The organism is Paenibacillus sp. S28, from assembly GCF_016624415.1.
GTDB lineage: Bacteria > Bacillota > Bacilli > Paenibacillales > Paenibacillaceae > Paenibacillus_AQ > Paenibacillus_AQ favisporus.
Window position 1 is genome coordinate 961,038 of sequence record NZ_JACVTM010000001.1, and the last position, 16,403, is coordinate 977,440.

Genomic DNA, 16,403 nt, shown 5'->3' on the forward strand with positions numbered 1-16,403 from the left:
ATGAAGGAGGAGAAAATGATGGAACCATTGGTGGAAGTGAGGGGGCTGACGATCGAATTCCCGATGCGCGCAGGACTGCTGCGGGCCGTCAATGAAGCCGATTTTGTCATCCCCAAGGGACAGATCACGGCCCTGGTCGGGGAGAGCGGAAGCGGCAAATCCACGATGGCATCCGCCATCATGCGGGCGATTTCGGTTCCCGGACGCGTTGCCGGCGGATCGATTACGTTTGATGGCCGCGATGTGATGAGCCTGAGTAAAAAAGAACTGCAGGCTTATAAATGGGAGCAAGTGTCGATGGTGTTTCAGGCCGCGCAGAACGCGCTTAATCCCGTCGCCCGAATCAAGGATCAGATCATTGAGACGTTTCGAGCCCATTCCAAATCGTATACGGAAAAGCAGATGGTGGATAAAGCGCGGAATCTGCTCGATTATGTCCGGCTTGATCCGGACCGGGTACTGAATTCGTTCCCCCATGAGCTCTCGGGCGGGATGAAGCAGCGGGTCATGATCGCCTTCAGCCTGCTGCTCGATCCGCAGCTCGTCATCCTCGATGAACCGACGACTGCGCTGGACGTGATCACTCAAGCTTATATATTCGATATTTTGAAAAAGATCCACAAAGACATGAATATTACCATGCTGCTCCTAACCCACGATATCGGCGTCGTCGCCAAAGCCGCCGACCGGGTCGGCGTGATGTATGCAGGCAACGTCGTCGAAGCCGGCGACGTCTACGATATGTTCAAGCGGCCGAAGCACCCTTATACCGCGAAGCTTATGAAAGCTGTTCCGAGCTTGTATGAAGACGTGTCGGAACGGAAGGGGATCCCCGGATCACCGCCGGATCTGCTCAACATGCCGCCGGGATGTCCGTTTCACCCGCGCTGCGAGTATGCGCATGCGAAATGCAAGGAACAGAACCCGGTCAAGGTATATACGCCCGCCGGGCATGAAGTCGCTTGTCATTTATACCCGAATCCCGAGTCGGTTGCGGAGGTGCGTACGTCATGAATGCCAGAAATATCGAATTTGAGGTGGAGCCCAGACAGCGGCTGCGGGAAGCGGCCAGAACGGAGAGTTCCGATGTGCTCATGCGGCTCGATAGCGTAAGCATGTACTTTGAACGAAACCAGGGCATGTTTGGTCCCCCTCAGAAAGTGGGCGCCGTCGTCGATGTCAGCCTGGATATTCATCCCGGCGAAATCATTGCACTGGTTGGCGAGAGCGGATGCGGAAAGACGACGCTCGGCAGCATCATCACGGGCCTGCAGAAGCCGACTTCAGGCAAGGTGCTGTACAAGGGGCAGGAGGTAACGAAGCTCAGCGGCGAGAAGGCGAACCAATTCCGCGGCGACGTTCAGCTGGTGCAGCAGGATTCCTATGCCGCGCTGAATCCGATGCGGACCATTTACCAGTCGCTGTCGGCCCCCATCTTGCAGCGTAAAATCGTCCGCGGCCGCAAGGCGGCCCGGGCGCGGGTCATCGAGCTGCTGCAGACCGTCGGCCTGACGCCGCCGGAACGCTTCCTCGATAAATACCCGCACCAGCTGTCAGGCGGCCAGCGCCAGCGGATTCTGATGGCCCGCGCCATCTCGCTGAATCCGAAGATCATCGTGGCCGACGAGCCCGTCTCCATGATCGACGTGTCGCTTCGCATCTCGATCCTGAACCTGATGTCAGAGCTGAACCGCAAGCTGGACATTGCCATCATCTATATTACGCACGACCTGGCAACGGCACGCTATATCGCCGGAAGGGGCCGCATGGCCGTCATGTATCTCGGACGTGTGATGGAGCTTGGCGGGGTCAACGATGTCCTCAGCCATCCGAAGCATCCTTATTTGCAGGCGCTGCTGTCCGCCGTTCCGACGCCCGATCCCGAAATCGCCAAAGCGATGGCGGATCTGCCACTGCGCAGTCTGGAGATGCCGAACGCGGCCAAACCGCCGTCTGGCTGCCGCTTCCATCCGCGGTGCCCGATGGCCACGGACCGCTGCTCCTCGGAAGAGCCCCAGCTCCGCTTGGTGGGCTCGGAGCAGACGGCTTGTCATTACGCGGAGGAGGCGCATGAGCTGTGGCAGCGCAAGATGGCTGACATCGGCGCCATCAAAAGCGTGTGATGGGCGACTTCGGAGCCCTGTCCAGAATCGTTCTTTCGATGTCACTAGTCCTGCTGCTGCTCTGTTTCGTCTCCCTGTCGGCGGTAAAGCCCGGCTCCGGGCCGTATGTAGTGGTTGTTCTGTCGGTCTGGATCAATATCATTCTCTCCGGCTGCATCATTCTCGTTTCCGTCTGGCGTAAAATGCGGGATGCCAAGCGCCGCAGGTTGGAAGAGGCGCAGGAGCCCGATGGGAAATGACTTTCGGAACTAAAGGACGGACACCCAATGATTAATGGCATGAATTAATTACCGAATCACCCTTAAAAAGCACGATTCCCGCTGTGGGGAGCGTGCTTTTCGGTTTCATAAGCACGATGTTAAAGGAAAAAGAGGGTGTTACATTTTTTATTTAATCACATTAATTATAAATCTCATTAATAAGTATCGATCCGCCATGACCCGGCAGAGTCTTGCCCCGCATGTACAGGTTAATATCAAGTTGAAATCCTATGTAACTGATCCTCCAGGAGTAACCGCGTCCAACTTAATTAAATTTATATTTCGTATCGGGTTAACCCCCGTAACCCTTGCCTGTGTTCTCGCGTCGTTAATATACACACGTATATTCAAACCGTTTGGGGAAGGAGCAGGAATTTGGAAAAGGAAAGCAGACAGCTTCTTTTTATACTGATCAGTGCAATGTCTGTTACAGCCTTGGTCGTACTGATGATTTTGAGTGCAGGACATTTTTTGGACCGAAACCTTCGCCCAAGTACGATGCAAGACGCGAGGGTGCTTCTTCGAAGCGAGCTTCGTTTTCCGGATGAAGATCAGATTCGCTCAGTCCAGGTATATGACGATAAATTTATGGAACCGGAGATTCGAATCCGTTACCCGAATGGATTACGTTTGTCCGTCACCCGGCTGCGTGGTCCGTCCCCTTATCCGGTTCTGTCTCACCAGAAAGCCGTTCCATCCACGAAGGAGCTTCGCGATGACCAAACGGAGAAAGTGGTGTATCGTTTCGTGAAGGATGATTTTCTGTATACGCTGCACGGGGACGTCCCGGAGCAGGTTATTTCGGACACGGTCCTGCAGATCTTCAGAAACGAGTGAACAGGGGCGGATTGATTATAGGAGCTATGCACCACTCGTGCCGGTTAGCGGCGGTCTTTCGGCTGACCTTAGTCCCCTTGGAGGGGGAAAATGGTCCAGTTTTGGTTTGCATCCCCATATTCACTGCCCAACCCTAGACGAATATGAGGTATATTGGGGAGGAAGCGGATCTTATATCTTCACAGCTCTTGTCAGGACAGCCCCTCAGAATCAGGGTGATGCCATGAAGGAGGAGATTGAAACGGATACGATCTGGAACATCCGAAACGGAATCAGGGATATCGCCGAAGGGGTGTATCGGTGGGTGCAGGAAACGCTCCGGCGCCTCCCCTGGCTCAAAACCTTATATACGATATGGTGCTGGATATCCTTATTGTTTTTTATCCTTGGCCTGTTCCTGTACCGGGATTCACGCACAATGCTCGTTCAGTATTTATGGTCTTTTTATGTCATGCTGCAGTTTTGGTTTCTTTGCCGGAGCAAAACATTTACTTGGAAGCAGGCAGCCATGTTTATGCTGCTGGGCATCTTTCTCGTCATCCCGGTCACGGCGCTGACGCTGCTCGCGGCTCACGGCCTGTTTGGCGGAGATACGCGGGACACCTGGTCCCAGGCCGTCCTGACCCCGATCTTCGAGGAAGTGTGGAAGCTGCTGCCGCTCGGTCTGTTTCTGCTCTTTTCACGGCGCGCCTCTTCCATGAGCCTTGCCGATTATACGCTGGCCGGAGCCGGGGCGGGTGTGGGATTTCAATTGATGGAAGAGCTGACGCGCCGCTGGCTGAACTCCGGCATCATCGGGCGGACGTACGGCTACAGTGTGACGATGCTTGGAGGGGAAACGATCCATTGGGATTTTTGGACGCTGTTCCCCGGCCGGTTTGAAGAAAGCATCTTTCCGACCATCATGTCGGTCAGTCATCCTGTGCACACCGGCATGGTCGCCCTGGGGCTTGGTTTGGCCGTACGGTACCGCAAGCGGCTGAAGGCCGCCATCTTCGCCCTGCCGGCACTGCTGCTCGTCTGGTCGATCATCGATCATGCTGCTTATAACGGTCAGGGCTCACTGCCGGACTGGTTTATGAAAATCAGCGACCTGACCGGCAGCGGGTACCGGACGAAAGGCGTGTTCCTCCTGATGCTCGCGATTGGGCTCGTCCTGGATTACGTCTCGTTGAATCGGGTGAAAAGCCGGCTGCCGAGAATGGAAGGCGAAGGATGGATCAACCCGGTGTCAGAGCTGTGGTATATGCTGGAGTCTCTATTGACCCGCAGGGAACGGTTGGCGAGCGTCATGTCCTGGACCCGGGAACGCAGGGAGCTGGGCTTCTCGCTCCTATACGGCAATCAGGAAGCCGCCGCGCTGCAGGGTGACCTGCAGACGAGGATGCTGAAGCACTTCCGTGCAGCCGCCGGTGTAACCGCGGTCCTGCTGGTGATCGCCGGGCTGGCGGGCTTCGCCGCTTATTTCCAGGCGCACGTCCATCCCGCCGATCCGGCTTGCTTCTCATGCATGTTTGATTCGCTGCAGAACTGGTGGGACCGCCTCGGTTTTTGGGAAAAAAGCGCCATCGTGCTCGGGGCGTTCGCTTTGTCCTTGATGTTCGTCAGCTTCTGGCCCGCGCTCGGTATTGCCTTAACAGCAGCGAGCATACCGGCGAGCGGCCACGAAATCGCCAAGGATATCCGCGATCCGAAAAGGCTGCTCACCCCCGAAAATGCGATCTCTACGCTGCTTGCGCTGGCGCTGAGCCGGGTTCCGTTCGGCAGGCTGGCCGAACGCTTCGGTAAGAAGGGCGGCAGCAGGCTGAAGGATTGGCTGGAGAAGCTGCTTAAACGGCGAAAGGAGCCGAAGCCGGAACCCGACCTGCCCAAGAAGCCGCATAAGCCGGATGGGGAGGATCCACCGCCAAAGAAGGAGAAAGATCCCGAGGAGCAGCCGCCGAAGAACGATGGGGACGATTATGTGCATTGGAGCAAAGCGAAGTACCGTGGGGTAGAGCTCCACGATGCTAAGAACGGAGCGCTTGGGGAGTTTGACGGCGTCGATTTGGAGAAGGGCATCTTCTATGAAGCCAAGTCGGCGCAAGGGCTCGACCGCATCCATCCAAAAACGGGCAAGCCGCAGCAGACGCCGCAGCAATTTACAGATAAGCAGTTGTACCAGAAAACGAAGGTGCGGATCAACAACCTGATGCAGAAGGCGGTTGGGACGCGAACAACGCCTGATGGAACGGCGGAAATCCCGACGCTGGAGCAAATTAAAGGAATCCGGCATTTCGAGTTTCAGCTGGACGGGGACTCGCCGGCTCTGCGGGCGGCCGCGGAGAACAGTTTGAATAAGCTTCGCCAGGAGTTTCCGGATTACACGTTCAACATTCGATTTGGGGTGGTGGAATAACATGTCAATTAGCGCAATTATTGTGGACCCGGAGGACGAATTTGAACGGTCCTTTATGCTTCCGGTGGCGACGGAATCCTTTTTCCAGAAATATTGGGTGCCGGCGGTGGAAGAGTTGAACTTGCAGTGGGTCGCACTTTTCCAGGACGGTACGGACGTAGAGTCCGAGGACATCCCGGCTGTCTTGGGCGAAGTGTCCCAGCTTAAAGAATGGGCGCGAAGCCACATGCATGGGGACGACCTCGACCACATGTTACGCAGGCTCGAGCTGCTTGAGACGGAACTGCCGAAAGCGTACAGGCGCAGCGGTGCGGTTGTCTACATCGGTTAACATTGCCTGTTAACATTGGTGAATGAATGAAAGATTGTTTTAATCTCATAAGAGGCCATTGCGATCAAGTCCGGGTTACACAGACACCGGGCTTGATTGCTTTTATCCGCGCTACGCGATGAAATAGGAAAGGGGAGAATGAATTGAGGCAGTCTTATCGAATGGACGAAGGGGTTTTTGTGCATCACTTGAACGAAGCTTACGGAATCGCTGCCCGGAGGCTTATTTTTATCCCTTATGGAGATTCGGCCTATTCTTACCGGGTGGTGGGAGAAAACGGGATGCGATACTATATGAAACTGTTTGACCATGGCAATGACAGCCACCGCCAAGGCATCCTTCGCTGCAACCGTTATGTGCCGTTTATGTGGGAATTGCATCAGACCGGCCGATTTGTGGAGCTGCCCTGTCCGTACCGAACCTCAAGCGGCGCTTTTCTGCTTTCCCTCTCCGGCTGTACCGCGGTACTCTTTCAATTTATAGAAGGGGAGACCTGGGCTGAGGCTTACCCGTTTTCCAAGCCTAACTTGGAGCGTATTGGACGGCTGGCTGCGCGGATTCGGCAGTTAACTCCCTTCACTACCGCTTCCAGCCTTTCGAGTGAAACATATGATGTCTCCTTTTCCGAACATTTGACCCAATGCCTGCAGCAGCTTGAGCATCTTCAGCCCGGTGCAAGCCCCGCTAGCCAGCTGCTGCGTGAGCTTGTTATCCCTCAGCAAACGCGCATAACCGAGCTGCTGCACCAGATGACAGAGGTTCGTGAACCTCTCGTGCTTGATCCGGCCCCCAATGTGCTCTGTCACGGTGATCTGTGGGGAGGGAATCTGATGGAGACCGCAGACGGCAGGCTTGTCGTCCTGGACTGGGAAGCGGCCATGCTTGCGCCACCAGAGCTGGATATCGTGGGGTATATCGGGGACGGACTGGATCATTTTCTCACAGGGTATGAGCAGGAACTAGGACAACAGATGGAGCTGAACCTTGATTTACTGCGTTATTATGCATACCGCCATCATTTGAGGAACCTTACCCATTGGTGTATGAATATTTTGCATCGCAACCTGGAGCCGGATCAGCTGGATAACGACCTCGAAATGGTCCGTCATCACTGCTTGAACCGACTGGATACCGTAGAGGCTTCGCTGAGGAATGCGGCGAATCGAAATATTTAGAAGCCCGATATGAATTTAATAGCGTAAACAAGCGATATGCACAGCTACAGCCAGAAATTAATAGATTGCCGCCAATGTAAGCGTTGACATGAAGTTCTTTTGAATTTTTTCATACGTATCTCAAACCGTTTGCTTCTTTACAGCTGGCATCCGGAAGGAGTAAGATTCAATTCGTAATCGTGAACTTGTGAACCTGAAACGTAATACTCCTTGATCGCTGAATTCTGAAATCAGGAGCGGGGGAACCAAAGGGATGAAGTTAAACCTTCGTCCCAGGGGTGAATCACTTGATGTTCATTTATTGAGTGTAGGGATACTTTCGGTCCCGAATCCGTCAGCTAACCTCGTAAGCGTTATGAAAGAGGGATTTGTCGTGCGCGTAAAGCCACGGGAAGGTCCAGCTTTCCTGCGGCTTTTTTTGTTGTGCCCAAAAAGGGTTGAGCACGTGTCTAACGGGTACATCATGAGCATTCCAACTCTAACATTGGCGGTGACAAACATTTTATGGCAGCATTGAAAAGACTTCTGATCGGACGTCCGCTGAAGTCTACCGAATTGGGAGAACAAAAACTGAATAAGAAAAAAGCTTTGGCCATTCTATCCTCCGATGCGCTGTCGTCCGTAGCGTATGGGCCGGAGCAAATTTTGCTGGTTCTGGTCACGGTCAGCACGGCGGCGTTCTGGTATTCGATACCGATCGGAATCGGCGTACTGATTTTGCTGGCTGCACTCATTTTATCCTACCGGCAGATCATCTTCGCTTATCCGCATGGCGGCGGTGCTTACGTCGTCTCCAAACAGAATCTGGGAATCTATCCCGGGCTGGTGGCCGGCGGATCGCTGCTGGTAGATTACATTTTGACTGTTGCGGTCAGCGTTTCGGCTGGCACGGACGCGCTGACTTCGGCGTTTCCTGCGCTGCATGAGCATACGGTGGGGATTGCCGTCACCTTCGTCATCCTCATTACGCTTCTGAATTTGCGGGGCGTCACCGAGTCGGCCTCCATCCTGGCTTATCCGGTGTATCTGTTCGCCTTCGCGCTGTTCATTTTGATCGGCGTCGGTATGTACAACATCGTGACCGGCCACGTTTCACCGCATTTGCATTCGCCGGTCGGGACGCCGGTGGCGGGGATCAGCCTGTTCCTGCTCTTAAAAGCTTTTGCCTCGGGCAGCTCCGCCCTGACCGGGGTCGAAGCGATCTCGAACGCCATCCCGAACTTCAAGGATCCGGCCCCGAACAATGCGGCCAAAACCTTGATGGCTATGGGGATTCTGCTGGCTGTACTCTTCTCGGGCATCGTATTTCTTGCTTATTATTTGGGCATATCCCCAAATCCCCAGGAGACGGTCGTATCCCAGATTGCCAATCAGACGTTCGGACGGAATTTTATGTACTTTTTCATCCAGGGCACGACGGCACTGATCTTGATCCTGGCGGCCAATACCGGATATTCGGCGTTTCCGCTGCTGGCGGTCAATTTAGCCAAAGACCGGTTTATTCCCCGGATGTTTACTGTCCGCGGTGACCGTTTGGGATATTCGAACGGAATCATCATCCTTGGGCTACTGTCTATCGTGCTGATCGTCGCCTTCCACGGACAGACGGAACATTTGATCCCACTGTACGCGGTAGGGGTATTTATCCCTTTCACGCTCTCGCAAACGGGGATGATCGTCAAGTGGATCCGGGAAAAACCGCAGGGTTGGGTAACGAAGCTCGTCATCAATACGATTGGCGCGTTGATCAGCTTCACGGTGTCGGTGATGTTCTTCGCAACCAAGTTTGCGCAGATCTGGCCGGTACTGATCTTTTTGCCGCTGATCGTGTATCTGTTCCACCGGATCAAGAAGCATTATGAGGCGGTTGGCGAGCAGCTGCGGCTGTCGACGTGTGAGCCGGCGGTACCGATTGAAGGCAATGTGATCATTCTCCCCGTTTCGGGCATTACGCATGTCGTGGAGCATTCCCTGAATTATGCGCAGTCGCTCGCGGCGGATCAGATCATTGCGGTATATATTCCGTTTGAACGGGAAGAAGAGAACCGGTTTGAGGAAAAATGGCATAGATGGCGGCCTGACGTGCGCCTTGTGACACTGCATTCTCCGTACCGGAGCATTATTCATCCGCTTAGCAAATTTATCGATACGGTGCACCGGAAAGCCAGCGAATCCAACTACCAGGTCACGGTGATCATTCCGCAGTTTATTCCAAAGCGGAGCTGGCACAATCTGCTGCACAACCAGACGAGTTTGATGATCCGGACTTATCTTTTATTCCGCAAAGATGTTGTTGTGACGACGGTACCGTATCATTTAAAAAAATAGCGATTCAGATGGTTCAAACCATTCGTAATCAGGCCCCGGCATCTGTGCAGGCGGTCTTTTTTTTGCGTAAAAGCAGCGGATATATAGAAGGGAAAGAGTAATTCCTTAGGAATCGTGTCTTGAGGGTAACGTTTTTTTCCTGTAGAGGAGGCAATCCATTTTTCATGATGTGTCGGGTGTGAGAGCATGAACGCAACAAACGGTACATCAAGCGCGTCTAATCAACGTATATAGAACAGCAACAGGGGTGGAACAGATGAATGTGAAACTAATAACGATATTCGGTGCCGTACTCGGTTCTGTGCTCGTATGGGCAGGAAGCGCAGCTGCGGAAGAACGATTTAGCGATCTGCAGCACTCGAAGTGGGCGGAAGACGGCATCACCTATATGGCCGAACGGGGAACCGTCGCCGGATATGGCAATGGGAAATTTATGCCTGAAAGGCAAGTCACAAGAGCGCAGGCCGTTACTTTCATGGTGCGGGAGCTTTATCCGCAGGAGCTGCAGCGAGAAGCGGACGGCGGCATGACCTACACAGATGTGCCTAAGAACCATCCTTTTTATCTTGAAATTGCCATTGCCGCTAAACATGGGCTGGCCAGCGGGTTTCCTGACAGCACATTCCATCCGGATGCACCGATGAGCCGTGCCGAGACGGCAGCATTTCTTACACGGGCCTATTCACTCGTAAAAGGCCAGAAACCTGTAACATTGACGGATACAGCAAAGCATTGGGCGGCAGCGCCTATTCTCATGATGAGCTCCAACGGATTGATCGGCGGATATTCAGATGGCACCTTTCGTCCGGACCGATCTGTGACGCGAGCGGAGTTTGCTGTATTTATGTCGCGGGTCATTCGCTTCGAACGTCAAGGAGCCATTCAGGCACAGGATTGGGATAAGCTGATGTCCTACATGACGGTCAGCGAGCAGGTCGGCCAAATGCTCATGCCTGACATCAGGCAATGGAACGGGCAAGTGACGACTACGGTCAATGAAGGAGTCAAACGCAGCATCCATGATCAGGATTTGGGCGGACTTATTCTTTTCGATAAAAATATCGTAGATGCTCGGCAGGTCACCACTCTGACGCATGATCTGCAGATGGAGGCAGGCGACATTCCGCTGTTCCTTGGCATCGACCAGGAAGGCGGCGTCGTTAAACGAATCCCCGGAGGTACGAATCTGCCGGGTCAAATGGCGCTGGGTGCAACCGGAGATACAACGCTCGCCGAAGCTGCCGGACGGCTGACCGGGGAGGAGCTAACGGCACTCGGGCTGCAGGTCAATTTTGCGCCGGTGCTCGACATTAACAGCAATCCGGATAATCCGATTATCGGAATGCGGTCGTTTAGCTCGGATCCGGATTTGGTGACACGACTGGGTCTCGCAGAAATCCAAGGACTGCGGCAATCGGGAGTGATCGCGGCGGTCAAGCATTTTCCCGGCCATGGCGATACGGTTGTAGACTCCCATTTGGGAATGCCGGTGCTTTCGCATGATCGGGAGAGGCTCGAAGCGGTGGAGCTCAAACCGTTTCGGGCAGCCATCGATAACGGAGTTGAGATGATCATGACCGCACATATTGCATTTCCAGCAGTAGATAACGATCACGTCACATCGCTCAAGGACGGAAGCAGCGTACCGATTCCTGCTACGTTATCCAAGAAGGTACTGACCGGACTGCTCCGAGGGGAGCTTGGATACAAAGGCGTCATCATTTCCGATGCCTTCACGATGAATGCAATCGCGGAGCATTTTGGCGAAAATCAAGCGGTGGTGCGTGCCGTTTCCGCAGGTGTGGATATCATTCTCATGCCGCAAGATCCGACAGCCGCGCACCAAACGCTGGTGACCGCGGTGAAGAGCGGGGCGATACCGATCGAAACCATCCATTCGTCAGTGAAACGGATTTTGGAGCTGAAAGCGAAATACGGATTGTTTGACCGCAGCGAAAGCCTTACGCAGCAATTGGCCGCGCTTAACGGTGTCATTGGTTCCGAGAAGCATCGCACAGTGGAGCGGGAAATCGCAGAACGAGCGGTCACCTTGTTAGCCGGCCGTGACGGTGCGCAGCCGGATCAAATTCGTCAAGGCGATCGGGTTGCGATTGTCGCAGCCGACGAGGAGCAGGCTAAGCAGCTCGAGAGACAGCTGAAGCAAGCCGCAAATAACCTATCGCTGAAAACAGTAACAGCCCTAGTCGGGCAAGGAAAAACGAATGAGGCGCTTCAGGTGGTGGATCAAGCAGATTACGTCATCCTGGCTTCATATCAGTTCCGTAACGTGGCCAGTCAGTTTGGCTGGGCCGATGATCAAACGTTGATCGATGAGATGAACCAACGTAACAAGCGTTATACGCTGTTATCGCTGGGCAATCCATATGAGACGATCTATATCCAGAACATGCGTTCGGGAATCGCAGTTTACGGTAAGCAGGAGCCAAATACAGCCGCCGGGATCAAAGTGCTGCTAGGCCAACTGAAGGCCGGCGGGGTGCTGCCGGTGACAATTAAGTAATTATGATCAAGATGGTGGTTATTGACCTAACCGGGTTTAAGTGGTTGGGTCAATAAGAACAACTTAGCAATAATAGCCGCGCATAAGCGCGGTTTTATTGTGCTTTTTAAATAGACGGAAATAAATGATCAGGCGCATTATTATAAGAACGATTTAGATGGAGTTGCTGTCCATGAATATCAGCGGTGCAAATCTATAATTGGCTAATATATAAATTGATAAGCTAAGCCAACTGACACTAACACTAATGCACAATGAAGATCATTCGTAATGATAATAAGTATGTTATCGCGGAGCTTTTTGGAGCTTGGTATATAGAGGATGATGGAATAAGCGCCGCATACTGAATAGTAACTAAGATGAATAATGAATAGATGAATCTATAAGGCCATCTTTATAATTTATAATTACGTAAAATAATAATTTGACGAATAAATATATATAAGTTATTCTGTACATAAGGAGGTTTAGCAATAAATGGATAAAAACACGAAGCTGCATTACATGAAACGCGTTGACGATAAATGTGCGGAGCTTCCTTGGTACGTGACCGAATATATCGATAGCCGCAAACGCAAGCTGTCGCACACGACGCTGCTGAATTACTGCCACGATTACCTCATCTTTTTTGATTGGCTTGTGGCTGAGAAACTGGCTGCGGATGATCGTAAAGACATTGAATTGAATGTTCTGGAATCACTGACCGTGCGCGAAGTCGAAAATTTTCTGTCATTTCTGGAGTATCAGCTGGGCAATAACAAATACACGATCAACCGGAAATTGTCGGCGTTAAAGTCGTTGTTTGATTACCTGCAAAACAAGGCTGAAACGTCTGATCTCAAGCCGTATATTCAACGAAATGTGATGGCCAAGATCGACTTTAATTCCATTAAGGAAAGCCAAGAAACCGTGGCGAACCGCATTGAGGGCAAAATTTTGCGTGAAGACGATTTTGAGAAGTTCCGGCAGTTTGTGGCACATGATTTCGGTGAACTGAACAAAAGCAACAAACGTATGGTCCGGTTCCACGAATTTAACCGTGAGCGGGATACGGCCATCGTATCGCTGATCCTCGGGTCAGGACTGCGTTTATCCGAGGTAGCGGGAATCAATATTGAGGATTTGGATATGAACAAAGGCCAAGTGCGCGTGCTGCGTAAAGGCAACAAAGAACAATATGTATATTTTAGCCAGCAAGCCTTATTAGACCTGGAAAGCTACTTAAAAATCCGGGAAACGCGATATGTACCGGAAAAATCGGAAAATTACTTATTTATAGCAGCGCCAATCGGCCGCAAAGGCAAAAGCCGGCGGTTAACACCAAGATCGATTGAAAAGCTGATCGAAAAATATGCTGCAGCGTTTGGTAAACCGGCACTGACGGTGCATTCCTTGAGACATTCCTTCGCTACCCGCTACCACCTGGAGAACAACGACGTACCGAGGCTGAAGAACCAGCTGGGGCATTCATCGATCCAGACGACGATGATCTATACGCATTTAACGGATGAAGAGATGAGAAAAGCCGTTAACAATATGGATAAGTGATTGGAGTAGTGTGAATATATAAAAATAGAAAAATTGGCCGTTCATCCGGCCGTTTCTTTGGTACTTTTTCACAAAACTCGTATTTTGTACATATGTCTTCGCACTCGGCAATGGATCAACAGGAGCTCTGGCTCATTGAGGATTCATGTATGCACTGGAAGACTGTTACCGATGAAGACGGCTGGAGCATTAAGAAATTATCATACAAAACAAATTTCTACTCTGGCTTTTCTCCGAAGAGTTAAACTATCCTGCCCGTTAGCGTAATGAAGCTGCCGATCAGCACCGGCAGCTTCTTCCCCTCCATGAGCAAAACCGCCTGCAGTTCCGGCAACTTCTTGCCTTCTCATTTTTATCCCAGACCATAACAATTGAGCCATCTTCGGTAATTGGTATGCTGTGTACACCGGCAATTTTTTTATCAGTCGGAAAAGTACCATTTAAAGGACTTAGCATTTATATCCCTCCAATTTCACATGATTCTACATGTATTCATCGGAAAAATGGTAAAACCTTCTTACATTCTTGTCCGATATATGGAGAAATGCACTCATCCACATCTAAAGTGCTACCACGCAATCCTGCCCGTTAGCTTAATGAGATTACATGGATGTTAGATACTTATCTTATCGGTAATCGGCTCATGTTCTTGTCCATTACGGCAATCGGTACAAGTTCTTGTCCTGGGCTCGGGACAAGAACTTGTACCGATAAAACAAAAAAGCCGCTAAAATAGCGACTTTCAATGGGACTATGTTCTTGTCCTTAGACAGCATTGGACGCCCAAAAAAAGGTATAGAATCACCCAGGATTACCCAAAATAAAAAAGGGTAAGCTCAATTAATGAGTATAGCATAAATCTTCGGCCCGTATGACGACTCCCCTTCTAGAATCATCGGCATTCCCGGATTATGCGGTGCCCGTTAGGTATATTGAAAAATTCCGTTTTCAGCCTTTTCAAAGAGTCTTCCAAGGCCTAGCTGATATACAAGACTCCACGACGTGATATTTCATGTACGTAAAGTTCATCAATTTATGCTGCCGGATTCATGTGAACCAGGTGTATAAGCAGAGTCATACTTAACTCGAGCCACTACAACTTGAGTGTAATTTTCTCTTCCCCACTGCCTTAACTCTTTCATCGGCTGAAGCAATGTTTCCCCTAATGTTGTTAGTGAATACTCGACACTTAGAGGTATAGTAGGAGTAATGTGTCGTTGAACCACTCCATCACGTTCCAGCTTGCGCACCGTCTGGGTAAGCATTTTTTTAGATATCCCCTCCACCCTCCGAAGCATTTCTCCATATCTGATTTTACCGTCTTCCATGGCATATATAACAAGAGCTGACCACTTGTTAGAGATAATGTCAAGAACTTTGCTATAGCCGCAATTGGATAACGAAATATCAGATTGCTTAGTTGTTGATGAATGTGCCAAACAGTTCCCCTCCTATGCCCTATGAAGTTCCCTGGACACTTTAAAGTGCCTACTTATATCATTTTATTTTTTGTACTACTGTATGTCTATACCAGTACTGAGCCGCTTTAGCTAAATCTGCCATAGCAAAGACACTTCTTAAAGGCAAATCCGAGTGTTCCAACAGCAACAAGATGCGCTTCCAAAAGGGGTTACCTTGTACTGGATTACTTCGATGGGTGGGTAATAAACATGACAAATATTATAAAAATGCATCCTAAGCTATATGTATTGGATAACGGTCGAATGAGCACGGACAAAAATTGGATCATCTCCATGCACAATCCAGCAACAATTAATAATCCGAATGCCCAGACACAATTTGTGGAGTTCCCAATTTATACAGTATTAATTGATCATCCTGAGGGGAAAATCTTGTTTGATACAGCCTGCAATCCAAACTCAATGGGCGCTCAAGGGCGATGGGCACAATCGACCCAACTGTCGTCTCCATGGGTGGCAAGCGAGGAATGTTACCTGCATAACCGATTGGAGCAGCTTACGGTTAGACCCGAGGAAATAAAGTATGTTGTTGCCTCCCACTTGCATCTGGACCATGCTGGATGCCTCGAATTGTTCACAAACGCGACCATTATCGTCCATGAGGATGAGTTTAATGGAGCACTGCAGACCTACGCTCGCAATGAAAAAGAAGGAGCCTATGTGTGGGCTGATATTGACGCCTGGATCAAAAACCAACTGCAATGGAAAACGATCAAACCGGGAGAAGACAATTTGGATCTGGTGGAGGGTATCAAAATCTTGAATTTCGGAAGCGGTCATGCATGGGGAATGTTAGGTCTTCAGATCGAAATGCCAGAAACCGGCGGAATCATTTTAGCTTCCGATGCCATTTATACCGCGGAAAGTTTTGGTCCTCCGGTCAAGCCGCCTGGTATTATCTATGATTTGATCGGCTATCGAAATGCAGTAGAGAAAATCCGTACATTGGCTACCCGCACGAATTCCCAAGTGTGGTTCGGGCATGATATGGATCAATTTAAAACTTTGAGAAAATCTACTGAAGGATATTATGAATAACTCAATTTTCGCACAGCGGAAAAATAGACCTGAAGGCTTGTTCCTGAAATGTTAATGTATATTGAAATACTATAGCACATTAGAGCCGCAACGGCTATCTTAATGGCAGAGCGTCGATTGACTGATCAACAACCGTGCGACCGCCAGTGAAGATTGTAACCTACTATTCAATTAACGGGAAACAATAACACAATAAAAACAGCGGTGGTCCAGGACTTATCTTCTCGTCCAAGGCTTACCGCTGATAAAAATTGTAGACTAGTACGATCTTTACCACTAAATTTACCTTTCGCGTTTTCGCAAGCCTCGGACACAGCCTACTTCTAATCAAATTTAAGCTCATCTAGCATTCCGCATATACAC

12 protein-coding genes and 1 riboswitch are annotated in these 16,403 nt (G+C 50.8%); of the genes, 11 read left to right on the forward strand and 1 reads right to left on the reverse strand.

Annotation, left to right across the window (positions count from 1 at the left end; genetic code table 11):
• Positions 1 to 15: 15 nt before the first annotated feature.
• The 10 genes from IAE55_RS04040 to xerS all read left to right on the forward strand — a co-directional run bounded on the left by IAE55_RS04040 (position 16) and on the right by xerS (position 13,521).
• Positions 16 to 1,014, forward strand: a complete 999-nt coding sequence (locus IAE55_RS04040; protein ID WP_145164361.1) for an ABC transporter ATP-binding protein — start codon at positions 16 to 18, stop codon at positions 1,012 to 1,014.
• Positions 1,011 to 2,123 (forward strand): oligopeptide/dipeptide ABC transporter ATP-binding protein, encoded by a 1,113-nt coding sequence (locus IAE55_RS04045; protein ID WP_200630992.1) that lies wholly within the window; start codon positions 1,011 to 1,013, stop codon positions 2,121 to 2,123. The genes IAE55_RS04040 and IAE55_RS04045 overlap by 4 nt, the downstream gene beginning before the upstream one ends.
• Positions 2,123 to 2,362, forward strand: coding sequence for a hypothetical protein (locus tag IAE55_RS04050; protein ID WP_145164363.1), 240 nt, complete (start codon positions 2,123 to 2,125; stop codon positions 2,360 to 2,362). The genes IAE55_RS04045 and IAE55_RS04050 overlap by 1 nt, the downstream gene beginning before the upstream one ends.
• Before the next feature lie 396 nt (positions 2,363 to 2,758).
• Positions 2,759 to 3,220, forward strand: a complete 462-nt coding sequence (locus tag IAE55_RS04055; RefSeq protein ID WP_200630993.1) for a hypothetical protein — start codon at positions 2,759 to 2,761, stop codon at positions 3,218 to 3,220.
• Positions 3,221 to 3,443: 223 nt separating this feature from the next.
• Positions 3,444 to 5,618 (forward strand): PrsW family glutamic-type intramembrane protease, encoded by a 2,175-nt coding sequence (locus IAE55_RS04060; RefSeq protein ID WP_145164367.1) that lies wholly within the window; start codon positions 3,444 to 3,446, stop codon positions 5,616 to 5,618.
• A gap of 1 nt (position 5,619) precedes the next feature.
• Entirely contained in the window at positions 5,620 to 5,949 is a 330-nt protein-coding gene (locus tag IAE55_RS04065; RefSeq protein WP_145164369.1) for a hypothetical protein, read from the forward strand.
• A gap of 143 nt (positions 5,950 to 6,092) precedes the next feature.
• Complete coding sequence (locus tag IAE55_RS04070) at positions 6,093 to 7,124, forward strand: phosphotransferase enzyme family protein (protein WP_200630994.1); 1,032 nt, start codon at positions 6,093 to 6,095, stop codon at positions 7,122 to 7,124.
• 205 nt (positions 7,125 to 7,329) lie between these two features.
• Positions 7,330 to 7,493, forward strand: a riboswitch (cyclic di-AMP (ydaO/yuaA leader).
• A 135-nt stretch (positions 7,494 to 7,628) separates the two neighbouring features.
• Positions 7,629 to 9,452 carry an APC family permease gene (locus tag IAE55_RS04075; RefSeq protein WP_145164373.1) on the forward strand — a complete coding sequence of 608 codons (1,824 nt, stop codon included), beginning with the start codon at positions 7,629 to 7,631 and terminating at the stop codon, positions 9,450 to 9,452.
• 256 nt (positions 9,453 to 9,708) lie between these two features.
• Positions 9,709 to 11,973 (forward strand): glycoside hydrolase family 3 N-terminal domain-containing protein, encoded by a 2,265-nt coding sequence (locus tag IAE55_RS04080; protein ID WP_145164375.1) that lies wholly within the window; start codon positions 9,709 to 9,711, stop codon positions 11,971 to 11,973.
• A gap of 477 nt (positions 11,974 to 12,450) precedes the next feature.
• Positions 12,451 to 13,521 carry a tyrosine recombinase XerS gene (gene xerS, locus IAE55_RS04085; RefSeq protein WP_116230371.1) on the forward strand — a complete coding sequence of 357 codons (1,071 nt, stop codon included), beginning with the start codon at positions 12,451 to 12,453 and terminating at the stop codon, positions 13,519 to 13,521.
• A gap of 1,028 nt (positions 13,522 to 14,549) precedes the next feature.
• Here xerS and IAE55_RS04090 read toward each other — a convergent pair.
• Complete coding sequence (locus IAE55_RS04090; protein WP_234489266.1) at positions 14,550 to 14,960, reverse strand: winged helix-turn-helix transcriptional regulator; 411 nt, start codon at positions 14,958 to 14,960, stop codon at positions 14,550 to 14,552.
• Between the two features lie 231 nt (positions 14,961 to 15,191).
• Between IAE55_RS04090 and ahlS the strand changes: the two genes are divergently transcribed.
• The gene (ahlS, locus tag IAE55_RS04095; RefSeq protein ID WP_200630996.1) at positions 15,192 to 16,040 is read left to right on the forward strand and encodes an AhlS family quorum-quenching N-acyl homoserine lactonase; all 849 of its coding nucleotides are present in this window, start codon (positions 15,192 to 15,194) and stop codon (positions 16,038 to 16,040) included.
• Positions 16,041 to 16,403: the final 363 nt, after the last annotated feature.